This window comes from Paenibacillus sp. FSL R5-0407, assembly GCF_038009185.1.
Classification (GTDB): Bacteria; Bacillota; Bacilli; order Paenibacillales; family Paenibacillaceae; genus Fontibacillus; species Fontibacillus vini.
In genome coordinates this window covers 3,525,008-3,547,009 of sequence record NZ_JBBPAX010000001.1, presented here as the reverse complement: position 1 = coordinate 3,547,009, position 22,002 = coordinate 3,525,008, and the positions used below count along the sequence as shown (strand labels likewise).

The 22,002-nt window shown below is 50.9% G+C and carries 21 protein-coding genes; 16 read left to right on the top strand and 5 right to left on the bottom strand.

Annotated elements, in window-relative coordinates; translation table 11 throughout:
• Nucleotides 1–48 precede the first annotated feature (48 nt).
• From NYE70_RS16815 to NYE70_RS16790, 6 genes are all read left to right on the top strand, one after another.
• The gene (locus NYE70_RS16815) at nucleotides 49–477 is read left to right on the top strand and encodes a MarR family winged helix-turn-helix transcriptional regulator (protein ID WP_341047001.1); all 429 of its coding nucleotides are present in this window, start codon (nucleotides 49–51) and stop codon (nucleotides 475–477) included.
• A gap of 74 nt (nucleotides 478–551) precedes the next feature.
• Nucleotides 552–1,583, top strand: coding sequence for an NADH:flavin oxidoreductase/NADH oxidase (locus NYE70_RS16810; protein ID WP_341047000.1), 1,032 nt, complete (start codon nucleotides 552–554; stop codon nucleotides 1,581–1,583).
• A gap of 180 nt (nucleotides 1,584–1,763) precedes the next feature.
• Nucleotides 1,764–2,330 (top strand): matrixin family metalloprotease, encoded by a 567-nt coding sequence (locus tag NYE70_RS16805; RefSeq protein WP_341046997.1) that lies wholly within the window; start codon nucleotides 1,764–1,766, stop codon nucleotides 2,328–2,330.
• A gap of 11 nt (nucleotides 2,331–2,341) precedes the next feature.
• A complete protein-coding gene (locus tag NYE70_RS16800; protein ID WP_290406772.1) occupies nucleotides 2,342–2,974 on the top strand; it encodes a hypothetical protein in 633 nt (210 codons plus the stop codon).
• A gap of 192 nt (nucleotides 2,975–3,166) precedes the next feature.
• Nucleotides 3,167–3,562 carry a tetratricopeptide repeat protein gene (locus NYE70_RS16795; RefSeq protein WP_211024847.1) on the top strand — a complete coding sequence of 132 codons (396 nt, stop codon included), beginning with the start codon at nucleotides 3,167–3,169 and terminating at the stop codon, nucleotides 3,560–3,562.
• An 89-nt stretch (nucleotides 3,563–3,651) separates the two neighbouring features.
• Nucleotides 3,652–4,137: a pyridoxamine 5'-phosphate oxidase family protein gene (locus NYE70_RS16790; RefSeq protein WP_211024849.1), complete on the top strand. Its 486-nt coding sequence runs from the start codon at nucleotides 3,652–3,654 to the stop codon at nucleotides 4,135–4,137.
• 363 nt (nucleotides 4,138–4,500) lie between these two features.
• On the opposite strand, the gene NYE70_RS16785 is transcribed toward NYE70_RS16790, so the two are convergent.
• Together NYE70_RS16785 and NYE70_RS16780 are read right to left on the bottom strand one after the other, a co-directional pair.
• Nucleotides 4,501–6,366, bottom strand: a complete 1,866-nt coding sequence (locus NYE70_RS16785) for a sialate O-acetylesterase (protein WP_341046992.1) — start codon at nucleotides 6,364–6,366, stop codon at nucleotides 4,501–4,503.
• Between the two features lie 105 nt (nucleotides 6,367–6,471).
• Nucleotides 6,472–7,386 carry a phosphatidate cytidylyltransferase gene (locus NYE70_RS16780; RefSeq protein WP_290406775.1) on the bottom strand — a complete coding sequence of 305 codons (915 nt, stop codon included), beginning with the start codon at nucleotides 7,384–7,386 and terminating at the stop codon, nucleotides 6,472–6,474.
• 99 nt (nucleotides 7,387–7,485) lie between these two features.
• Here NYE70_RS16780 and NYE70_RS16775 point away from each other — a divergent pair, with 99 nt between their 5' ends.
• From NYE70_RS16775 to NYE70_RS16760, 4 genes are all read left to right on the top strand, one after another.
• A complete protein-coding gene (locus NYE70_RS16775) occupies nucleotides 7,486–8,043 on the top strand; it encodes a hypothetical protein (RefSeq protein ID WP_290406776.1) in 558 nt (185 codons plus the stop codon).
• A gap of 325 nt (nucleotides 8,044–8,368) precedes the next feature.
• Complete coding sequence (locus NYE70_RS16770) at nucleotides 8,369–9,145, top strand: TerC family protein (RefSeq protein WP_341046990.1); 777 nt, start codon at nucleotides 8,369–8,371, stop codon at nucleotides 9,143–9,145.
• A 159-nt stretch (nucleotides 9,146–9,304) separates the two neighbouring features.
• The gene (locus NYE70_RS16765) at nucleotides 9,305–9,817 is read left to right on the top strand and encodes a hypothetical protein (protein WP_211024858.1); all 513 of its coding nucleotides are present in this window, start codon (nucleotides 9,305–9,307) and stop codon (nucleotides 9,815–9,817) included.
• A complete protein-coding gene (locus NYE70_RS16760) occupies nucleotides 9,798–10,370 on the top strand; it encodes a hypothetical protein (protein ID WP_211024860.1) in 573 nt (190 codons plus the stop codon). The genes NYE70_RS16765 and NYE70_RS16760 overlap by 20 nt, the downstream gene beginning before the upstream one ends.
• A gap of 86 nt (nucleotides 10,371–10,456) precedes the next feature.
• Here the strand turns inward: NYE70_RS16760 and infC are convergent, their stop codons facing one another.
• The 3 genes from infC to NYE70_RS16745 all read right to left on the bottom strand — a co-directional run bounded on the left by infC (nucleotide 10,457) and on the right by NYE70_RS16745 (nucleotide 13,113).
• Nucleotides 10,457–10,972 carry a translation initiation factor IF-3 gene (infC, locus tag NYE70_RS16755; RefSeq protein ID WP_341046987.1) on the bottom strand — a complete coding sequence of 172 codons (516 nt, stop codon included), beginning with the start codon at nucleotides 10,970–10,972 and terminating at the stop codon, nucleotides 10,457–10,459.
• A gap of 126 nt (nucleotides 10,973–11,098) precedes the next feature.
• A complete protein-coding gene (locus tag NYE70_RS16750; RefSeq protein ID WP_341046986.1) occupies nucleotides 11,099–12,436 on the bottom strand; it encodes a sensor histidine kinase in 1,338 nt (445 codons plus the stop codon).
• Nucleotides 12,436–13,113 (bottom strand): response regulator transcription factor, encoded by a 678-nt coding sequence (locus NYE70_RS16745; RefSeq protein WP_211024868.1) that lies wholly within the window; start codon nucleotides 13,111–13,113, stop codon nucleotides 12,436–12,438. The genes NYE70_RS16750 and NYE70_RS16745 overlap by 1 nt, the downstream gene beginning before the upstream one ends.
• 297 nt (nucleotides 13,114–13,410) lie before the next feature.
• Between NYE70_RS16745 and NYE70_RS16740 the strand changes: the two genes are divergently transcribed.
• From NYE70_RS16740 to NYE70_RS16715, 6 genes are all read left to right on the top strand, one after another.
• On the top strand, nucleotides 13,411–14,160 hold the full coding sequence (locus NYE70_RS16740; RefSeq protein ID WP_341046985.1) for a polyphosphate polymerase domain-containing protein: 750 nt from the start codon (nucleotides 13,411–13,413) through the stop codon (nucleotides 14,158–14,160).
• Nucleotides 14,157–14,840 (top strand): DUF4956 domain-containing protein, encoded by a 684-nt coding sequence (locus NYE70_RS16735; RefSeq protein ID WP_341046983.1) that lies wholly within the window; start codon nucleotides 14,157–14,159, stop codon nucleotides 14,838–14,840. The genes NYE70_RS16740 and NYE70_RS16735 overlap by 4 nt, the downstream gene beginning before the upstream one ends.
• A gap of 25 nt (nucleotides 14,841–14,865) precedes the next feature.
• Entirely contained in the window at nucleotides 14,866–16,944 is a 2,079-nt protein-coding gene (locus NYE70_RS16730) for a carbohydrate-binding domain-containing protein (RefSeq protein WP_341046981.1), read from the top strand.
• A 147-nt stretch (nucleotides 16,945–17,091) separates the two neighbouring features.
• On the top strand, nucleotides 17,092–18,555 hold the full coding sequence (locus tag NYE70_RS16725; protein ID WP_341046980.1) for a protein adenylyltransferase SelO: 1,464 nt from the start codon (nucleotides 17,092–17,094) through the stop codon (nucleotides 18,553–18,555).
• A gap of 171 nt (nucleotides 18,556–18,726) precedes the next feature.
• A complete protein-coding gene (locus tag NYE70_RS16720; RefSeq protein WP_341046977.1) occupies nucleotides 18,727–21,111 on the top strand; it encodes a GH36-type glycosyl hydrolase domain-containing protein in 2,385 nt (794 codons plus the stop codon).
• 74 nt (nucleotides 21,112–21,185) lie between these two features.
• Nucleotides 21,186–21,917 (top strand): hypothetical protein, encoded by a 732-nt coding sequence (locus NYE70_RS16715; RefSeq protein WP_341046974.1) that lies wholly within the window; start codon nucleotides 21,186–21,188, stop codon nucleotides 21,915–21,917.
• The last annotated feature ends 85 nt before the right edge of the window (nucleotides 21,918–22,002 follow it).

The window sequence follows — 22,002 nt, the reverse complement described above, 5'->3', positions numbered from 1 at the left end:
AATAAGCGCGTATAGCCGCTATATAACCGGAAAATGGGTGATTGTTATATGGGTAAAGAACCGATGAATAGTCTTCTCGGGAATTGGCTATCTTTAACTCAGATGCAAATGGGCATTACCAGCAAGCTGGAGGCTGCCTTGCAAGAGAAGCACCAGTTACCGCTCAACGAATTTTATTTGCTGTTGTTTCTTTCGGAGGCCCCTGAGAAAAAGCTGAAGCTGCAACAATTGGAGGATATGGTGGGCTTGAGCCAAAGTGCGGTATCCAGGCTGGTGAGCCGCTTTGAAGCCAAAGGCTGCGGAGCTCTGCAAAGAACGATTTGCGAAGAGGACCGCAGAGCCGTGTACACTTCGATAACACCTATAGGGGAAGCCAAGCTGGAGAAGGCGCTGCCTACCTTTCAGGCGGTACTTACCGAAGAGTTGTCCGGGGTGAAGTTTCAAAACCTGCTGCAGCAATTCATAACAAAACCTTGATGCTTGACGTTGAGACTCAGGCATGCTAATTTATATGCATGCGCATGCATTTTAATATTGGAGGAGATAATACGATGAACCAGCTGTTTAGCCCCTACAGTTTGAAGGGATTAGAATTAAAGAATCGCGTCGTTATGCCCCCGATGTGTCAATACTCCGTAACCGAAAAAGACGGAATCGCCAACGACTGGCACTATAATCATTATGTGAGCCGGGCCATTGGCGGCACGGGTCTTATCATCATAGAAATGACGGACGTGGAGCCCGACGGGCGCATTTCCGACTACGACTTGGGCTTGTGGTCCGATGAGCAAGTTCCGGCCCTGGCCCGCATTGTGGATGCTGTTCATCAGCATGGGGCAAAAATAGGTATTCAAATCGCCCATGCCGGACGTAAAGCGGAGGATGCCGCCGTTCCGGTTGCGCCTTCGGCCATTCCTTTTGACGAGAAATCGAAGACGCCTAGAGCCCTTTCCACGGATGAAGTGAAGGAAATGGTGGAGAAATTCCGCCTGGCCGTAAGACGTGCCGTTCAAGCCGGGTTTGATACGATTGAGCTTCATGGCGCTCATGGCTACCTGATTCATCAGTTCCATTCGCCGCTGACGAACCAAAGAACCGATGAATTCGGGAAAGATTTGACCTTGTTCGGAAGAGAAGTTATTCAGGCCGCGAAGAGTGAGATGCCTGCCGACATGCCGCTCATTATGCGGATTTCCGCGCAAGAATACGTGGAAGGCGGATATGGCATTCAAGAGAGCATCGCCATTTCGAAGGCCTATCAAGAGGCTGGTGTGGACATGTTCCACATCAGCGCAGGGGGAGAAGGCCCGATCGCCGCTTGGGGCAGACCGGGTACCCATGCTGCGTACCAGGTTCCGCTGGCTAGAGACATCAAGCAGGCGCTGGATGTGCCGGTGATCGCCGTCGGCAGACTGGATGAGCCGGTCCTGGCCAATGCCGTCATCGGAAACGAAGATGCCGATTTGGTTGCCGTGGGAAGAGGCATGCTGAGAAATCCGTTCTGGACACTGGAGGCTTCCGTGAAGCTCGGACAGGGCAACGTGATTCCTCAACAACTTATTACCGGATTCCCTAGATCGTAAAAAGAAACGAAGACCCTTTATATAGAAACCGCTCCTGATTCGGGGGCGTTTTTTTTACATTTACGTGACCCTTGTCCACGGGAGAAGGTTGAATTTTTGGAATTATTTCCTAACCATAACGAAACTTTTTTGGTAAAATATGAGTTTTAATATATAAAAATAGAAGGAGGTAAATAAAAAATGCAGTTATCAAAGAAACCGTTTTATAAAATTTGGAAGCCTCTAAGTTTATTACTTCCGTTATTAAGTACTACTTTATTAAATAGCCAGGTAGATGCTTATCACTTAAATGGTTCAAGAGTGGATAGGCCAAACCAAATTAAGTATTGGTTCGATAGTTCAATTTCACAAATTGGATACACCTCTGCGGCTACTCATGGTAGCACAGCATGGAATGGAGTCCCTGGTGTGAACTTAAAGATTAATGCGACTGCTACAACATCAGCATCTTCTGCTGATGTTAAATGGTATGCAGCTAGTGCAAATAATGACCTTGGACAGTTTTACGCGCATTGTGAGTGGTCGGGCGGGCTGGCTTCAAGATCAGTAATTAGTATCAACACTGCAAGATTTAAGAATATAGATACTGACCAACAAAAGGAAACTACCGCTCATGAAATGGGGCATGCTCTAGGCTTAGACCACGAAGACGATGTTCCTGCGATAATGGTATCATCCGGATGGGAAAATAGTGTCTATCCTGTACAAGATGATAAAGATGGTATTTATCATATATATATTGATTAAGGAGGTAAACTATGAAACGGCGCAATATATTTCTTGCTATAAGCTTAATCACCATAATAGCTATTTCATCAATTGGACTTTTAAATAATAAGGATGAGAAAGCCCATGATAGGGTGAAATATATTAACTCTTCAGCTAAAATCATCAGTTACAGCGATTTTAATAATTTAGATACTACTGCAGAGCTAATTATCAAAGGAGCCAAGGATCGTGTGATAGAAACAATCCTTGATAAGGACTCAATGGGAGATGTTATAAGTTACGGAACTAAATCAGCTATAAAAGTAAATAAAGTTTTTAAAACTAATAATGAAAATATTACTGAGGGTTCAGAAGTCGTTATTCAAGAAAATGGAGCAACTGAAAAAACAGAAGACGGTATAGCTATCTATGGTGTAGAGGGATACCAAATGATGAATGAAAACGAGGAATATTTACTCTTTTTAGACAAGAGTCTAACTGACCCCAATATTTACTTTGTTAAAGGTGTTTACTATGGGAAGGTACCTCTTGAAGAGCCAAACAAGAGTAAGATACAAAACATCAATGAAGCTAATTCATTTGATTTACAGTATAAAGGTGAACCTACTGATAAACTAAAGCAAATCTTCAAAGATGCACTAAACAAATATGGAGATAAATAGCAAATAGACAATGAGTCCGTACCCAAACCGCTCCTATTTCCGGGGCGGTTTTTTTTACATTTACGTGACCCTTGTCCTCAAGAACCGGTTAATTTGGATGAATCGCCTCAGCGCCATTGGGAAACCTGTCCTGAAAATGGTAAAGTAATGGTTAGAGAACAGTTAGGATGTTATCCGGGAGGCGTTAGAGTAATGACAAGAGAAGAACTGATCGCGCAATTGAATAAGTGGCATGAGAACGACGAATACCAAAAAATCGTGGATGAAATTATAACGATTCCAACCCCATTGGTCGATGACGAGTTGGCCGTTCATTTGGGGCGTGCTCTGAATAACCTGGGACGTTATAAAGATGCGCTCAAATGGTTCAACAAGATAGACGAAGAGGGGCGGAATAACCCGCTCTGGCATTTCCGTGTCGGGTATGCCCATTATTATCTGGATCAGAATGAGGAAGCGGTCAAAGCATTCGAAATCGCGCACCAAATGGATCCGGAAGATGAGGATACCCTCGAGTTTCTGGAATGGAGCCGGAAAGAAGCGGCTCAGGCTAATGAAGAAGAGGAAACGGAAGAGTCCGAATCGTAAATCCGAGACGCTTATGGTTAGTCCTGCGGCATTCTGTTTATGATAACAGTGAAGCATGTGATGGATAAAACCTAGAGAGGTGATAAACCATGTCGAATATACCGACAGCTAACCAGGAAGCAATCGAAACGGTCCGGGATTTGATTAAAGGGATCGATACCGCCATGCTGACAACGGTCACGGAAGAAGGGCTGGTATCGCGTCCGCTGAAAACTCAGGAGGTTGAATTTGACGGCGACCTGTGGTTCCTGACGATGGCTGACACAGACAAATACGAGGAAATCCAGCACAACCCGAACGTAAATGTGGCTTACGTGGGTAAATCTTACGTGTCCATACGCGGGACGGCGGAGCTGGTGAGGGATCGTGCCAAGATCAAGGAATTCTGGAATATGGCGTACGAGAAACTGCTGGAAACCACCAGCGACGACCCGAACCTGGTATTGATCAAGGTCAAAGCCGATACGGCGGAGTACTGGGAAACAGGCAGCAAAACCAAAATGGTGAAGCGTCTGTTCTCCAAATTGACGGGAAAACATTCCGATACGGAGATTAACAAAACCGTCGATCTTTAAAATAAGATGAAAAGGGCCGTCCGGGAGAAACATCTCCGGGACGGCCTTTATTTTTTGCTTAACCTTACCCTGGAGCTCCTGGAGCTTCCGTGCTGATCTGCCATTTGACACCGAACTTGTTCTCCAGGCGGCCAAGTTCTTTTAACGGACACCAGGAACGCTATTTCCTCAAATTTGGCTCTTTATATATTCTAACGGACGCCACAGCCCTTAACGGGGCTTGGTCATTAGATTTCGGGCGAATTTCTACATTTTAGCGGCTCCTATGTCCGTTAAAATTCCAAACTTACATTTTTGCGCGGTTTAACGGCTTCTGTGTCCGTTAGAAGTTGGCCCTATCACTGCCTGTGGCGGGGCCTCTAGTTATACCGGAGTTTCCGTAGTGAACGGCGAGGCCGGTAAACCCTCCCGATTATATAAATTGGCTTTGGCCGGATTATTCGACCAGGCATACCGGGCATGGGACGGCTGGTCGATCTTGTCGTGTGTAACGATAACGGTATTGCCGGAGATCGCGGCCTTGGCAGGGACGAAGGTGCCGTCCGGACCACACACCTCGAATCCCCGAAGTTCGCTGTCTCCATTACGAACAGTAAGCCCAGTCCCGGTCTGATCGAAATGAAGAATCAGGGAATTCCCGCTGCGTTCCATCAAATGAAACAACGGGCCGCTGTACACCAGGCTTTCCTCGCCATAAGCGACTTTTCTGGCGCCAAGCGCAAGCCGCTGTCCCACTGATTTCTTATCCTGGGGATGCAGATCGTTATATTCCCCGATATCGTAAGTCACTGCCATCGCGGTGCCCGGAATTCGCAAGCCCTTTCTTTGCTCCTCCCGAAGCTCGGCCCAATCGGTTTGAGGGCCGTCCGCCTCGCCTAAATTGGCGAGTTGCGTAAAGATAAACGGAAATTCGCCGATATCCCAGTTGCGGCGCCAATCGCCAACCATGGCGGCAAACTTCTCGCTGTACCCGGCAGGCTGCCCGGCATTGGATTCTCCCTGATACCACAAGGCTCCCTTGATCACATAGTTTCGCAAAGGCGAAATCATGCTGTTGTAAACGCCGGAAGGCATATATTGAAAGAAGGTTTGGGGCTGCATCGCCTCGGTCACCGTGCCGATCCGGTACTTCCATACGCCCTCCAAATCCAGCTCCTGTCCGTCGGCCACCAGCTTGTAAGGCATGTCTTTGATGAAGGCCCCGGTGCTGTGGGTGCTGATCACGCGAACGGCAATGGAATTAACGCCAGGCTTCAACAGCCCTTCGGGAACAGGGTAGCGTCTGGGCGGGTACATGTATCCCGTATTACCGATACAAACCCCGTTAATATACGTATCATCCGCGTCCACGATCGTTCCCAGCTTCAGCAGAACCTCGCTTTCCGCCAGGGAGGCAGGGACTTCGAATTCCTTTCGGAACCAGACTGTGCCGCGCAGCGATTCCAGTTCACTGCCTGACCAGGAACCGGGCACTACAAAGTCTTCCCAATCCGAAGTATCCCACGCGTCGCGGAACCAACCTTCTTTAAGGCCCAAGTCGGTCTCGTTAAGTCGGCCGTACCAGGCTTGGTTACGTTCCTCTTCTTTCACTTTGGTACCGGTTACATAGTTGTCGTCCTTACATTGATCCAATATGTCTTCATAGCCGCCGAGGCCTCGCAGCGTTGGCTCGCTGATCCAGGCTTCGACCGGCGTTCCGCCTACCGCGGCGTGAATCAGTCCCACCGGCACGCCATAACGCTCCTGGATCTCCCGCGCAAAGAAGAAGCCGGCCGCGCTGAAATTCAGAATATGCTCCTGCGTTGCCGCGATCCATTGCCCACCCGATAACTCCTGCTGCGGAGCATGGAAATTATAAGTTTGAGGTACAGCGAATTGGCGAATCAGCGGCAGGTTGACCTGCTTTACTTCATCCGCCAGCAAATCGAGCGTTCTGCGGATCGGCAGCTCCATGTTGGACTGCCCGCCCAGCACCCACACATCGCCTATCAGAATATCCCGAATGACGACCTCCTGATCACCGGATAAGAGTCTCATTTCATACGGGCCGCCCGCTTCCATCTCTTTCAGGGTCGTCCGCCATACGCCGCCCGAATCACTCTGAATGCTGTATTCTTTTTCGTTAAAAAAGATCTGCACGGTCTGGTCGGCACCGGTCATTCCCCATAGGGGTACGGCTGAATTTCTTTGCAGTACCATGCCGTCGCTTAAAATGCTGGATAGTCTCATGGTCCACCTCTTAAAGTATGATTTCATTAATCTTATATTCCATTCGTTGGGCGCAGCCGATTTCCTTCCTGCCGTTTCATCCAGAGTCGATGGATAATCCGATGGCTACATAAAATCAAAGAAATAACGGATCACATGGAAAAGTACGGGCGACGTATAAGTTAAAGTGTCGACCAGGCTTAAGTAGCCTTTACCTAGCGTCTGGGATTTATCATCATCACCGATCAGCAAATCCCGTTTCAGCACGGAAACGGTGAGACTGCCGAAAAAGCCGCTCAAGCTGATCAGCATGCCGGAAAACAGCCCGAACGCCGGGTCCAGCGGAGTCAGGTAAGGGTAGATCAGATACGATACCGCTGTCGTTACAGGGAAAGCGAAGGCAAACCCTTCCCACGTCAGGGACGGATTGGCGGTCGGGACGATTTTGTGCTTCCCGAAGTAGAGAGAGGCCACATAATGTACGATATCATTCAACGTCGTCAACACGACCAAAAAGAGTACCAGCCCCGCCCCGTACTTCGGAGTGGCGAAAGGGTAGTAGGCGAGGTGGCTAAGGCCGAACACCATCAGCATGAGTCCCCATTGAACTCTGCTGACGCTGCGCAGAAAGCCCACCGTTCCTTTGTTAATCATGCGCGGGAGCGGCAGGAGCAGGAAGACATAAACCGGGATGAAGATAATAAACATGCCGTACCATTCGATATAGATCCAGTAAAATTGCACGGGAATCGTCAGATAGGCCCAAAGGAACAGCCGGCGGTCGGCCTTTCTGGACCGGATCATGGCGAAATACTCTTTTAGAGCGAAGAAAGAAAGGATCATAATAGCCAGAAGGGACACGACCGGATTGAACAGGGTCGCCAGACACAAGATCAGGAACATGCCCCACCAAGTCCTAAGTCGGACGCCAAAGGCGGAGTAGTCCTTATCCGGCTGACTCCGGCGCAGTCCGTAGTAAATCGAGTGGATGGCCGTTAAGCTAATAAAAATCACGACCAGCGTTATCAGCAAGCTGCTCATGCGCAATTCATCACTCCTTGTTGCCAGGTAGGATTCCTTGAGAGGCATCCTATGTTATTATGAAGGAATAGTCTAATCTTGATAAGGGGAAATTTCGTAATGGTAGCTGATCGGTCGGTGTTTATTTTGCTTACGAATACGGGGACGCTCTTTACGAAGATGATTCAAGGCTACACAAGAGCGCCCTATAATCACGCCTCGATCTCCTTTAACCGGGAGCTATCCGAGCTCTACAGCTTCGGTAGAAAGAATCCGAACAATCCATTGAACGGCGGGTTCGTAAAGGAGGATCTCAAAACGGGTACATTCAGCAAATATCCGAATACGACGTGCGTGATTTACGAGCTTCGTGTCACTGACCGCGAGGTTGAAAAGATGAAGCGGGTTCTTCAACTCTTTATCCGTAAGGATAAGAAGTATCTATACAATATTCTCGGCGTGATCGGGATTGCGCTCAAAGAACCGGTCGAATTCAGCAACTCCTACTTCTGCTCGCAATTCGTCGCGGAAATTTTGGAACGGTCAGGTATCAAACTGTGGAACAAGCTGCCCGCACTGGTTACACCGGATGATTTCAGGCAGAGCGAACGCCTCGATTTGATCTATGAAGGAAAGTTAAGCGAATATGACCCGGATCCTTTGACAAATCCCCAGTAGATAGCTTATATTTAAAATAAATTTAATAGTCTTCCTAAAGGGGAGTAGCTTTTACAACAAAGTCGTCATTTCGGAGGTATTCATCTCCCGGCTTTGTTGGCGACGAATTTCGTTGTTAGCAAGACCTTTGCCTGTTACTGGCGAAGGTCTTTTCTGTTTATAGAAACCTTTGCCGAGCGTGCGGTGAAGGTTTTTTTGTTTCCCTGATTACATGATCATGAAGGGAGGAACCATCAAGTCCAAAATGCAGACCTTGGAATTTGAAATTTAGAATTATGGGGATTATAAACCAAAGACAGGCATTTAAAAGGAGAGAGGGAACTATATGGAGTTATCGATATTGTTCGAGTATGGATGGGTTCTGTTATTGTTAGTCGCGCTTGAAGGCTTGCTGGCAGCGGATAATGCCCTGGTCCTTGCGATCATGGTAAAACATCTTCCCGAAGCGGACCGGAAGAAGGCGCTATTTTACGGACTTGTAGGAGCCTTTGTATTTCGTTTGGCCTCCTTGTTCATCATTTCATTCCTGGTCGACGTGTGGCAGATCCAAGCGATCGGCGCATTATACCTGTTGTTTATTTCGATCAACCATATTGTGAGAAAGTTGGCGTTCAAGAACAAAGATACCGGTAAGAAAAAGAAAGAAAAGAAGCAGTCGGGATTCTGGGCCACCGTGCTTAAAGTGGAACTGGCGGACATCGCTTTTGCGGTAGACTCCATTCTTGCCGCCGTAGCGCTCGCCATGACACTTCCGAACACCACGCTTCCGGCGATCGGCGGCATGGACGGAGGGAAATTCATCGTCGTATTTCTCGGAGGGTTGATTGGACTCATTATTATGCGGTTTGCCGCCAATCTGTTCGTTAAGCTGCTTCATTCCAGACCGGGCCTTGAGATTGCCGCCTTCGCCATCGTGGGCTGGGTCGGCGTGAAGCTGGCCGTGTTGACTTTAGGGCATGAAGACGTAGGAATTATCCCTTATGAATTTGCCCATTCTACGCTGTGGAAACTGATCTTCTATATCGTTCTGATCGTGATCGGCGTAGCGGGATGGTTCTTGACGAAGGAGCAGGCTAAAGAGCACTCCCCGGCAGAGCAATAATGTAATGCAAAGGATTCCGGGCTCGGAAAGGCTATACGGAAAATAAAGTTGAAAAGGCACCCAAGGGGTGTCTTTTTTTTGGTAGAATAGATTAGCTCATGCACCCGAGGAGCCGGGTTTCATGTCTAACCATTTTAGCTTTGCTAGGGAGGAGTTTCATTGCTTTCGTCCGTATCGTTTGCCATATCCATGATTTCATTCTTTTTGACCGCGTTGACGGTGATTTTTACCTACCGCTTCAACCGGATTACTATCCGTAATACAGCGAAGCAGGAACATCAGAAGATGCTGCTGGAAGTAAACAAAATGATGATTGCCGATCCTCTGCTGTGGACGATTTACGATGATCATCCCTTGACGGATCAGATCGAGGAGACTCCGGAACTTAAGGCCAAGAAAGAAGCGCTGATCTACTATTACCTAAATTATTTCGACGTGGTGTGCGAATTTTACAACAAACATATCATCAAGAACAAGACCGATAAGCAGACTTGGGATGCTTGGAAGGAATACATAGAATATTTTATAGGGCGGTCGTCACAAGCACGGGAGATTATTAAGCGGTCGTATAATCTGTATGAAAATGATTTATCGAATTTCTATCGTTCCATCATTGAGAAGTACGAACCGGGCAAGGAGACGGAGGAGAGCCATGGAAAGCTCGTTGTATAAGGTCCGGAAAGCTGTGAGCTCCGATATTAACGGTATGCTGGCACTCAATTATGCAATATACCCGGAAGAGTGGCATGTGGATAAAGGCTATGTGGAGCGAAATATGCAGATAAACGATGAGGTCTATAACGTGCTGCCGGCATCGGGCGGAATCAAGGGGATTTTCAGCCTGTTTCCGCTGACCCGCGATGATTATGAATCCATGCTGTGCGGTACGCTGGAGGAAGAAGAATTGCCCCGGCACCTGTTACCGTATGATGCCCCCAGGCATGTTTGCCTTTATCTGATATCCTTCATCGTCGACATTCATGATCCGTTGCGAAAAGCATATGCCAAAGCGCTGATCCAAGCCATTCCCGACGAACTGCGGCGTCTGGAGAGCGAAGGTATCATCGTCGATGAGATTGGCGCTATTGCGATTACGGATGACGGACGAAGGGTTTTGAAGCGCATCGGTTTTACCGCCGCGGAGAAGGTCGACTTCTTCGGACAGAAGTTTCAAGTATACCGTGCCCGGCCGGAGGATCTGTATCAAGCGATTAAGCTTGGATAGAGAGATTCCGGCCGGGTCCGGCACTGTGTGGTGTTGCGCCTATATGACTAGCTGACTAGATGACTAGATGACTAGCTGCGCGTACCTTAGCGCGGATTCACCTTCACCTGCGAGCCTTTGCCGCTCGTTTGGATGCCGGTTTCCTTCACGCCGACTTCCTTCAGGTCGGCCAACAGCCGCTCCAGGACTGCTTTGGCTGCGGCGGATTCCTTCGCGCCGGAGGCCTTGACGACGCATTGGACCGGCTTGCCGGAGAGGAGAAGCTTGTCCGCCTGGCGCAGCTTCGTGTCGTAATCATGTTCCTCGATATGAGCGGTGAAGCGAAGCTCCTTCACTTTTTCCTTGCTGCCGCGACCGGCTGACCGGCCGGCATCACCCTTACGTGCGGCCGATTCCTTCTGGGCGGCCGCTTTTGCCTTGCCTTTCGCCATCAGGCTGCAGGGCGGCGGGCTGCTCATCAGGGAGGTGCAGACCAGGTCCGCTCCTGCGGAACGGGCCATGGCGAGCGCCTCTGATCTGGATACGATGCCGATATTTTCCCCCCGCAACCCGGTGAGAACCACTTCGGATGCTCTAATTTGTTGATTGATTAGTACGGCCACTTTTGCGAATCCTCCTATACCATCATCTTGTTATACCGGTCTGCACACTGGCGGCGATGCCGCTATTATATCAAATGGTCATCCTCATGGCTGGGAATTCCGTGAATAATCATAATCGACCGATCCTCAGCCCAATTGTACGTAAAAACTCGTTGTTTCCCCCGGTACGCTTTTCACGTAAATTTTCCCCTTATGCTGCTCCACGATCGACTTGGCGATCGCAAGTCCGAGTCCGTAGCCGCCGTGCTTGCGGGAGCGGGAGGTATCCGCCCGGTAGAAGCGGTCGAAGATTTTGCCCAGATGCTCGGGGGCGATGCCTTCGCCCGTGTTGCTCACCTTTAGCAGCAGATGATTATGCTGTTTCTTCAATGACAGCTCAATGGTGCCCTTCGAATGAGTGTATTTAATCGCATTATCCAGCAGGATCATGACTACCTGTTTGATCTGCTCGCTGTTACCCGTCAACGTCTGGCCGGGTTCGATTTCATAGGCAAGATCGATTTCCTTTTCAAATATGACGGCTTCCATCGTAAGAATGATACTCTCGACGGCTTCGCTCAGGTTGAACGGGACATGAATCATTTGCTCGCGGGCATCATCCATTTGCGTAAGGTATAGCAGGTCGTTCGTCAGCGTCTTCATACGCTCGGTTTCCGATTTGATATGATGCAGCCATTTGGCCTGTTCCTCTATCGTATCTTCGCTGTTCGCCAGCAGAACGTCGGCGTTGGTGTTAATGACCGCAAGCGGCGTCTTCAGCTCATGCGAGGCGTCGGCGATAAACCGCTTTTGTTTGTCGAAGGCTTCTTTGACGGGTGCGATGGAACGGTTGGCAAAATAACGGCTCGTCAAGTAGATGACTACCAGCATGATCAGAGCCACTGCGGAAAAGGTGTAGATCAGATTGGTAAGGATTTTGAGCTGGGCGGAAACATCCAGATAGACGACGGAGTACCCGTCCTTGCTCTGCTGCACGGTGTATGCCCACTGCTTCCCGTCCAAGGTGAACCGGCCGTTTAGGGCCGGATGGAGATCGGCCTTCTCCTTGGCGAGCTCGTAGAATTCTTCATCCATATCGAAGCGGGAATTGACCGATAACAGGTTCCAGTCCCGGTCCGTTTGCAGCGCAAACGAGACGGAGAGCTCGGGGGGAGGATTCTGTCCCCGCGACGAGCGGCGGGCCCGGTCTCCCGGCATTTGCTGCATGCTTTGGACGGTTTCTTCTTTATCGGTGAGGATGTCGCCCATTCCACCGGACATGCCGCTTCCCATGCCCATGCCGCCCTTGTCGATATTTCCGCCGGGTTTCCGGTAGAACTCTGAAACCTGCTGAAGCTCTATCCCGATATCCCGGCGCACGTCTTGATACGTAATCGTGTAAATGGCCGTAAAGGCGACGAGCATGATAATCGAGATGATGACCATATTCATGAGCAGGAACCGGTTACGCAGTTTCTTGAACATCAGGAGATCACCTCCAGCACGTAGCCTACGCCCCGGATCGTATGGATTTTGACGGAGGCGTTCAGAAAGGTCAGCTTTTTCCGCAAAAACGAAATATACACTTCCACGTTGTTATACTCCGCTTCGGAATCGAACCCCCACAATTTTTCGATGATCTGCTCCTTGGACGTTACCGCCTGTTTTCTCGTCATCAGCAGTTCCAGCAGCTCGCTTTCCTTCAAAATCAGCTTCAGCTCTTTCCCGTTACAGCTCAGCTTCAAGGTTGAGGTATTCAATTCGATGTCTCCAAACTTGAGGCTGTCGTCGGGAACGACCTCGCCTTTACGTCTTAAGGCTGCCCGGATGCGGGCCAGCAGCTCGCCGGTCGAGAACGGCTTGGCGACGTAGTCGTCGGCGCCGTAATCCAGGCCGGAGATTTTGTCCGAAATTTCGCCCTTGGCGGTGAGCATGATGACGGGTGTGGCGATTCCCTCGGAGCGGATCGTCTTCAACAAAGTGATTCCGTCCATCTCGGGCAGCATGATGTCCAGCAGCAGCAAATCATAGATTCCGCTGAGGGCATTGTCCAATCCGGACCGGCCGTCATGGACGGTGTCGACGGAGTAATTGTTCTTCTTCAATATTTGAGTCAGTGCCTCGGCAAGATGCACTTCATCTTCGACGATTAAGATGCGCATGGGATGTTGTTCTCCTTCGTTCCTTCATTTTGTGTGGCTATGTAAGTTCATTATAGGAAGGAAACCTTTAATCAATCTTAATGAAGTTGTCCAAAAGTCACTCCAACAGTGACCCTTTGAACATGTACTTAATGATAGCATCAACCGGCCGGGGCCCGGCAATTTTTTTGCATGATCTGCTTCGTCGTGGAAAGATGACTTTTTGAACAACCTTTTTAAGTTTCGTTAAAGGTTGGGGTTGTAAGATACAGACATGGAAGCAAGCGAGAGCCAAAGCGAAGGAAAGGAGCATAAAGAATGGCGATTGAAGTATTCAACCGTTACGAGAACAAATATCTGATGGATACCAAGGCATTCTACAACATCTACAATGATCTGATGGCATATATGGAACCGGATGAGAACAACAAGGATGACAAGTTCTACACGATCAGCAATTTATATTATGACTCGGAGCATCACTCCCTCATCCGCACCAGCCTGGCCAAGCCCAAATACCGGGAAAAGCTGAGGATCCGTTCTTATGGAGTGCCGGGGTGCGAGGACAAGGTTTATCTGGAGCTGAAAAAAAAGGTGTTCGGCCTGGTCAACAAAAGAAGAACGGCGCTCAAGCTGAATGAGGCTTACGAATTTGTCCGGACGGGCCAGGCGCCCGCTTATCGGAAAGGCATGAACCGGCAGGTCATGCAGGAGATCGAATATTTCCTGAGCCGGTACGAGCTGCAGCCGATGGTATACCTGGCTTATGACCGGATCGCACTCTTTTGCAAGGGAAACCGGGATTTGCGGATTACGTTTGATACGAACATCCGGTCACGTCGTCATGATCTGAAGCTGGAAGCAGGGGATTACGGCGAGCAGCTGCTGGAACGGGGCCAATGGCTAATGGAGGTCAAAGCCGAGAAGACCATACCGGTGTGGCTGTCCAGGATGCTGTCCGAGCACCAGATGTACCGTACAAGCTTCTCGAAATATGGCAATGAGTACAAAAAATCGATACGCAATAATAATGCACCTGTTACGGAAAGGGAGAGAGTTGTTTTATGATCGAGTCCATTTTTGGTTCAACCGCTGCTACGGATACAACCCTATCTTTATCGCATGCCCTGATCACCTTGGCGATTGCCATCGTGCTGGGCGCAATAATCAGCTTTACTTATATGAAAACCCAGCCGGCCTACTCTCAAAGCTTCACGCTCACCATGATGATTCTCCCCGCGATCGTGGCGATCATCATTCTGTTGATCGGCAGCAACATTGCAAGGGCCTTTAGCTTGGCAGGGGCCTTCTCCATCATCCGGTTCCGAAGCGCGCCGGGCGATTCCAAGGATATTTCCTACGTCCTGTTCTCCATGGCGGCCGGATTGTCCGCCGGGGTTGGCGCTTTTGGTTACGCCGTGCTGTTCACAGTGGTACTTTGCGTGCTGATGTATGTTCTGAAGGTGATTAAATTCGGCATGAGAAAAGACTCGCAAAAAACCTTGAAAGTAACCATCCCGGAAAATCTGGGGTACGAGGAAGCCTTCGACGAGGTATTCCGCCAGCATAGCGTCGCTTATGAGCTGAAAAAGGTCAAAACCACCGAATTGGGCAGTCTGTATGAACTCGTTTACTCCGTCAACCTGGGACCGGCTACGAATCAGAAGGCGTTTTTGGACGCGATCCGGACTCGCAACGGCAATCTGGATATCACGCTTACGATGAATCCTGCTATGCAGGAATATTAATGAGAAGAGAAAAGAGGTTAAGACCATGAAAAATTCCTATAACGTTAAAGCCGCCGCATTTCTGCTCCTGTCCGCCCTGCTGGCGTCGGGATGCAGCACGACCACGCTTGCAGGTTCTACGAACGATGCAAACGAATCTTCCATCGATGTAAATACAACGACGACAGGTACAGGCAACACGGCAAACGTACAATTGGCCAGCCTGAAGCTGGACGATCTGGTGAAATACGATGAGAACGATACGAATGCCGATTGGAGCGCGGATAAGGCGACATCCATTAACATGAACGGTTCATCCGCTACGGTAAGCGGTTCGGGGGCCAAAGCGCAAGGCGGGACCGTCACCATCTCCGCAGCCGGTACCTACGTGCTGAGCGGCAAGCTGGATGAGGGCAGCGTTGTGGTCGATGCCGGAGACGACGATGTCTTGCATCTGGTGTTGAACGGGGCTCAAGTCCACAATTCCGCCAGCTCGGCGATCGTGGTGAAGAGTGCGGACAAGACGATTTTGACGCTGGCCGACGGAACGGAAAATGAAGTTTCCGATGGCAAGACGTATGCTGCTTCGGAAGAAGAGCTGACGGCGGCCATTTACAGCAAAGACGATTTAACAATCAATGGTACGGGCAAGCTAAGCGTTCAAGGCAATTACAAGGATGGGATCGTCAGTAAGGATGATTTGAAAATCGTTAGCGGCACGCTCAAGGTTACGGCTGCCGATGACGGTCTCCTTGGACGGGATGTGGCTGCCTTCAAGGAAGGTGACATCACCATTCAAGCCGGCGGGGACGGGATCAAGACGACCAATGACGGTGAGGATGGCAAGGGCAATCTCGTCATTGAAGGCGGCACGTTCAAAATCGAATCCGGCAATGACGGGCTCCAAACGGCAGCCTCGATGCTGATCGAGGGCGGCACCTTTAGCCTGGTGACGGGCGGAGGAAGCGCCAAAGCCGAACCGCATCAGGAAGAGCGGATGCAGCGCCCTGGCTTCGGAGCCCAAGATCAAGCGCAAGCGCAGGCCGGTTCTTCTAAGCCTGAGGCTGCAACCACGGACACGGACCAAACGGAAACCGATGCTGCTTCAACAACTGAAGAAAGCGAATCGACTAGCGCTAAGGGAATTAAAGCGGCGACAGCTATTGCCATTAATAACGGCACGATAACGATCGACTCTGCGGATGACGCGGTCCACAGCAACGGAAGTCTCGCCATCTCCGGCGGAGCATTGAGCCTGGCGACCGGCGACGACGCCCTGCACGCCGAAACATCGATTGCAATTTCCGGCGGAACGGTGGACATCACGAAGAGCTATGAAGGGATTGAGGGCGCGGATATCGCCATTTCCGGCGGCGAGGTTCATGTCGTGGCCAGTGATGATGGCGTGAATGCTACCGAGGGTAATGACGCGACGACCACTACGGAAGCGGGAGGCAGAGGTCCAGGGGCTGCAGGTAATGCGAAGCTGGCCATCAGCGGCGGATATCTCACCGTGAACGCGGCTGGCGACGGACTGGATTCCAACGGTTCCATCACCATGTCCGGCGGGACCGCAATCGTGAACGGACCGACGAACGGCGGCAACGGCAGTCTCGACTATGACGGCACGTTTGAACAAACCGGAGGCTTACTTGTAGCCGCAGGCAGCTCGGGCATGGCGCAAGCGCCGTCGGAGTCTTCCTCCCAGCGTTCCGTACTGATGACGTTCCCGGGCACCCTGGAGGCAGGCACTTTGGTTACGCTGGCAGATAGCAAAGGCACGCCCTTGCTGAGCTTTACTCCGGAGAAATCGATCCAGAGCATCGTGATTTCCGCGCCGGAACTGAAGTCCGGCGAGACCTATACGATTTACACGGGCGGAACGTCAACGGGACAAGTCAAAAATGGGCTGGTCCAAGGCGGCAAGCTGGAGAATGGAACGAAAATTGTCAGCTTTACGCTGGGTGACGCCGTCACTTACGTCAACGAGTCGGGCGTTACCACCGGCGGAGGCGGGTTTGGCGGAGGCGGAGGCGGTCGAGGCCAAGGCGGCGGAGGACCGCGAGGCGGCCAAGGGGTGAAGGCGCCGTCCGGTACCGGGACGACGGACCAGAGCCAAAGCTGACCGAGACGCTGTTGAAACACAAGGAGAGGGTCCTGAACAGACCCTTTCCTTGTTTGTATTTTCTGCCTTGGATATTGCATTTTGTTTTATGCCTTGGAAAAAACTAAAATATAAGATAATGATGGACAAAGAGAAGGAGAATCTAGAATGCAAAAAATAACGGATGCAGGCTGGAAATTCGATAACAGTTACGCTACTTTGCCGGAATCTTTTTTTGCCAAGCTTTCTCCAACCCCGGTGCGGTCACCGAAAATGGCGATGTTAAATCGCCCATTGGCCGAATCGCTCGGCCTGGATGCAGAGGCGCTGCAAGGCGAAGACGGCGTGGCGGCGCTGGCGGGCAATAAGGTGCCGGAGGGAGCGTTGTCGCTGGCCCAGGCCTATGCCGGGCACCAATACGGCTACTTCACGATGCTGGGCGACGGCCGGGCCATACTGCTGGGTGAGCAGATCACACCCTCAGGCGAGCGGGTCGATATTCAGTTAAAGGGCGCGGGAAGAACGCCTTATTCCCGTTCGGGCGACGGCCGGGCAGCGCTGGGGCCGATGCTGCGCGAATATCTGATCAGCGAAGCGATGCACGCGCTGGGCATTCCCACAACGCGAAGCCTGGCTGTGGTATCGACCGGGCAGCCCGTGATCCGGGAGCAGGATCTTCCCGGCGCGATCCTTACCCGCGTGGCAGCCAGCCATATTCGGGTCGGCACGTTTCAGTACGCCCGGCAGCGGGGAATCGACGACCTCCGGGCCTTGGCTGATTATACAATTCAAAGGCATTATCCCGAGGCGGGGAAAGAGGAACACCGTTATCTTGCCCTGCTCAAAATGGTAATCGAGCGCCAAGCCGGGTTAATCGCCCAATGGCAGCTCGTGGGATTCGTGCACGGCGTAATGAACACCGATAACATGACCCTTAGTGGAGAGACCATCGATTATGGTCCGTGCGCTTTCATGGATACTTATGAACCGGCAACGGTGTTCAGCTCCATTGACCGCCATGGCCGTTACGCCTATGGCAATCAACCGAAGATCGCCGCGTGGAACCTGGCGAGATTGGCTGAAAGTCTGTTACCCCTGCTGGATAACGACGAGGAGAAGGCTGTCAAAGCCGCCGAGGATGCGATAGAGGGATTTGCCGAAGCGTTTCACCGGAAATGGCTGGCGGGAATGAGATCGAAGCTGGGCCTGTTCCATGAAGAGCCGGAGGATGAGACGCTGATCACGGACCTCCTCAGCCTGATGAAGGAACACCAGGCGGACTACACCAACACATTTGTGGTACTGACGCTTGGCAAAATGAAGGGCGAAGGCCTGTTTGGCACCGAGGACTTCTCCCACTGGCGGGAGCGCTGGGAAGCGAGGATCGGTCGCCAGCCGGAGGATGAAGCCGCCCGGCAGCAACTAATGCGTAACAGCAATCCGGCGGTCATTCCCCGCAATCACCGGGTAGAAGAAGCGCTTGCGGCTGCTGAGAAGCAAGGGGACTACAGCTTGATGGAGCGGTTGCTCCAAGTGCTTTCCCACCCCTACGCGCATTCCCCTGAGCAAGCCGAGTACGCCGAATTGCCACCGGAATCGAACTGTGCTTACCGTACCTTTTGCGGAACCTGATAAAGAATATGCCTCATAGCAAAAAGAGCACCCGACTGGGTGCTCTTTCATTTATAATGTATACCAAAAGTATCCAAGGTAGATTGATAGGAAACATACCGGCACACCCTGCTTCCAATCTGCAAGCTTCGTTTTGAAGACTATGAAGACTATATGGAAAAGAGGTATACGATGATCAGAGCGTCTGAGGATAATGAATTTTATGAACTGTCGAGCCCGACCCTTCTCCCGAAGGCTTCCGGGTTTCTATGGAACGAGAAGATGATGATTCATATGAACTGCCGCGGATATGCGGTGGCACAGTTCATGCAGCCGGAACCGGCAAAATATTCGTATGCGCCGAATCTGGAAGCAAAGACGTTTATGCAGCCTGAGCAGCCTTACTACGCTCATCACCCCGGCCGTTTTGTGTACGTAAAGGACGAGGAGACTGGGGAGATTTTTTCAGCGCCTTATGAGCCTGTCCGGGTTCCGGCGGATCGTTATACGTTTGCCGTAGGGAAAAGCAGCATCGTATGGAAGGTGGAGTGCGGCGGCGTACTCGTCGAAATGAGCTTGAGCCTGCCCAAAGAGGAGGCCATGGAGCTGTGGCGCGTGAAGGTAACCAACCTTTCGCAAAAACAAAGAAAATTGAGCATCTATCCGTATTTTACGGTCGGTTATATGTCCTGGATGAATCAGTCCGGAGAATATCATGAAGAGCTGCAGGCCATTGTCTGTTCTTCGGTTACGCCTTATCAGAAATATCAGGATTACGCCAAGATCAAGGAATTCAGCGATAAAACCTTCTTGCTTGCGGACCGCAAACCGGTCGCCTGGGAAGTGAACCAGGAAGCCTTCGAGGGAGAAGGTGGCATTACGGGGCCGTCGGCTCTTCAAGAGGAGGAGCTGTCCAAAGGAGACGCTCGGTATGAAACGCCTGTCGGCGTTCTGCAGTACCGGATTAAGCTGGCTCCGGGCGAGGAGGAGGCCTACCGGTTTATTTTCGGCCCGGCCAAGAATGAGGAGCAAGTTGCTCAAATCCGCGAAGATTATTTTATAAAAATTGACGTGAACGGTGAGGACGGATTCGAAGCGGCTGAGCGGGAATATGACCAGTACATTAGAGAAGGCAGAGGCTGTATCGAAATCTCGACCCCGGATCCCGACCTTGATCAATTCGTGAATCATTGGCTGCCGCGGCAGGTGTACTATCACGGGCAAACGAACCGTTTGACGACCGATCCGCAAACCCGGAACTTTCTGCAGGATCATATGGGGATGAGCTATATCAAACCGCAGGTGGCCAGGGAGTCTTTTCTCCTTGCATTGAGCCAGCAAAAACCGGACGGGTCTATGCCAGACGGTATCATTCTCCATAAGGATGCCGAGCTGAAATATATCAATCAGGTTCCCCATACGGATCATTGCGTTTGGCTGCCTATATGCCTCAGCACTTATTTAGATGAGAGCAACGATTATTCGATTCTGGAGGAACAGGTTCCTTATGCCGACGGATCCGGGACGGAAACCGTATTGGAGCATATCCATAAGGCCATGAAATGGCTTGCGGGTGACCGGGATGAGCGCGGACTGAACTATATCAATCAGGGCGATTGGTGCGATCCGATGAATATGGTGGGTTACAAAGGCAAAGGAGTCTCCGGGTGGCTGACCATTGCGACAGCGTACGCCTTTAAGGTTTGGGCGGATATTTGCGAACACGGCGGGCAGGCGGAGATTGCTAAGGATTACCGGAGAGCGGCTGAAGAGACGAACGAGGTTATCAATCGATATCTATGGGATGGCGAATGGTATGCCCGGGGGATCACGGATGACAATGTGGTGTTCGGGATCAGCACGGATCAGGAAGGCCGGATATTCATCAATCCGCAAGGATGGTCGCTGCTCAGCGGGGCTGCCGATGAAGAGAAGCGGGAGAAGCTGATGCGTGCCGTAAGAGAGCAATTGGAGACGCCGTATGGGGTTGAAAAGCTTGCTCCGTCTTACACCTCCATGCGGGAGGATGTGGGCCGCGTTACCCAGAAGCATCCGGGCTCGGCGGAAAACGGCGCCGTCTACAATCATGCCGCGGCATTCTATATTTATGCGCTTTACTCCGTGGGAGAGCGGGAGGATGCGTACCGTTTGCTGCGAAAAATGCTGCCGGGACCGACGATGGAGGATATCGTTCAACGCGGCCAGCTGCCGGTCTTTATCCCGAATTATTACCGCGGCGCCTACCGTCAATTTCCGCGTACGGCGGGACGCTCCAGCCATTTGTTCAATACGGGGACGGTTCCTTGGGTGTATCGCTGTCTGATCGACGGCTTGTTCGGAGTGCAGGGAACTCCCGAGGGCATCGCCATTCGTCCGCAGCTTCCTTCCGAATGGAGTGAGGCTAAGGTCCGGCGTGAATTCAGAGGCGCTACGCTGCAGATTGAAATTAAGCGGGAGCCGGGCGTAACGGCAACAGAGGTTTACGATAACGGCGTCTATTTAGAAAATGGTGTTCTTAGCGATTTAAAGCCGGGTACGGAATATAAAGTGTCCGTAAAAATACCGGTATTGGAATAAAAATTCCATTAAATAGAAACTTTTGCGTAACTATAATCGTCTGAAAGGGTGATGACAAAGAGAGGAGAGAGATCATGTACTCACCAAGAAGGATAGGATGGATGGTGATCGGTGCCCTAATGGTGGTTATGCTTGCAGCTTGCAGCGGAAATTCCAATAAGGCGCCGGAACCAAAGGGACCGGTACAAGACCAGCCACAAAATCAAATGCAAAATCAACCTCAAAATGAGGCGGAAGGGAATACTCCGGACAATTCCGCACCGAACCAGGAACCAAGCGAGATTCCGGAGGAGGGGACTCCGCCGACTGCGCTTGAAGCGGCATCAACGGTGATCAGAGCCCTTAAATCTGGCAATATGAACACCGTATCAAACTGGGCGGATGCGGAGGAAGGGGTTCGATTCTCCCCCTACGGAAATGTTGACCAGGAGAAGGACCTCGTGTTCTCGCGCGACGAACTGAAGGGGTTAATGAAGGATACAACGAAGCGCATTTGGCGGGAGTTCCCCGGCACCGGAGACAAAATCGAGTTGACTTACGCGGAGTATCATGAGCGGTTTGTCTACGATGCGGACTTTATCAAAGAAGCCAAGATCTCGGAAAACGAGGGCAACGGTCCAGAAAAGATCAGCAATTTATATGATGTCTATCCCAAAGACCAATATGATTTTGTTGAATATTATATCGAGGCTAGCGATCCGGACGACGCTGAAAGCAAGGATTGGCGCACACTGCGTTTGGTATTCAAGGCTTTCGGGGAAGACCATTCGCTTGTGGGCATTATCCACGATCAATGGACTCCGTAAAGAAATGCGAAATACAAAAGCGGCTGTAGAATCTTGGGTTCTGCAGCCGCTTCTCCCATATGCCTGTCGATTTTGCCGTAGTTTG

Excerpts from the sequence above, each read along its gene's own strand:
- NYE70_RS16815 (WP_341047001.1), top strand. The coding sequence starts at position 49 with ATGGGTAAAGAACCGATGAATAGTCTTCTCGGGAATTGGCTATCTTTA.
- NYE70_RS16810 (WP_341047000.1), top strand. The coding sequence starts at position 552 with ATGAACCAGCTGTTTAGCCCCTACAGTTTGAAGGGATTAGAATTAAAG.
- NYE70_RS16805 (WP_341046997.1), top strand. The coding sequence starts at position 1,764 with ATGCAGTTATCAAAGAAACCGTTTTATAAAATTTGGAAGCCTCTAAGT.
- NYE70_RS16800 (WP_290406772.1), top strand. The coding sequence starts at position 2,342 with ATGAAACGGCGCAATATATTTCTTGCTATAAGCTTAATCACCATAATA.
- NYE70_RS16795 (WP_211024847.1), top strand. The coding sequence starts at position 3,167 with ATGACAAGAGAAGAACTGATCGCGCAATTGAATAAGTGGCATGAGAAC.
- NYE70_RS16790 (WP_211024849.1), top strand. The coding sequence starts at position 3,652 with ATGTCGAATATACCGACAGCTAACCAGGAAGCAATCGAAACGGTCCGG.
- NYE70_RS16785 (WP_341046992.1), bottom strand. The coding sequence starts at position 6,366 with ATGAGACTATCCAGCATTTTAAGCGACGGCATGGTACTGCAAAGAAAT.
- NYE70_RS16780 (WP_290406775.1), bottom strand. The coding sequence starts at position 7,386 with ATGAGCAGCTTGCTGATAACGCTGGTCGTGATTTTTATTAGCTTAACG.
- NYE70_RS16775 (WP_290406776.1), top strand. The coding sequence starts at position 7,486 with ATGGTAGCTGATCGGTCGGTGTTTATTTTGCTTACGAATACGGGGACG.
- NYE70_RS16770 (WP_341046990.1), top strand. The coding sequence starts at position 8,369 with ATGGAGTTATCGATATTGTTCGAGTATGGATGGGTTCTGTTATTGTTA.
- NYE70_RS16760 (WP_211024860.1), top strand. The coding sequence starts at position 9,798 with ATGGAAAGCTCGTTGTATAAGGTCCGGAAAGCTGTGAGCTCCGATATT.
- NYE70_RS16750 (WP_341046986.1), bottom strand. The coding sequence starts at position 12,436 with ATGTTCAAGAAACTGCGTAACCGGTTCCTGCTCATGAATATGGTCATC.
- NYE70_RS16745 (WP_211024868.1), bottom strand. The coding sequence starts at position 13,113 with ATGCGCATCTTAATCGTCGAAGATGAAGTGCATCTTGCCGAGGCACTG.
- NYE70_RS16740 (WP_341046985.1), top strand. The coding sequence starts at position 13,411 with ATGGCGATTGAAGTATTCAACCGTTACGAGAACAAATATCTGATGGAT.
- NYE70_RS16735 (WP_341046983.1), top strand. The coding sequence starts at position 14,157 with ATGATCGAGTCCATTTTTGGTTCAACCGCTGCTACGGATACAACCCTA.
- NYE70_RS16730 (WP_341046981.1), top strand. The coding sequence starts at position 14,866 with ATGAAAAATTCCTATAACGTTAAAGCCGCCGCATTTCTGCTCCTGTCC.
- NYE70_RS16725 (WP_341046980.1), top strand. The coding sequence starts at position 17,092 with ATGCAAAAAATAACGGATGCAGGCTGGAAATTCGATAACAGTTACGCT.
- NYE70_RS16720 (WP_341046977.1), top strand. The coding sequence starts at position 18,727 with ATGATCAGAGCGTCTGAGGATAATGAATTTTATGAACTGTCGAGCCCG.
- NYE70_RS16715 (WP_341046974.1), top strand. The coding sequence starts at position 21,186 with ATGTACTCACCAAGAAGGATAGGATGGATGGTGATCGGTGCCCTAATG.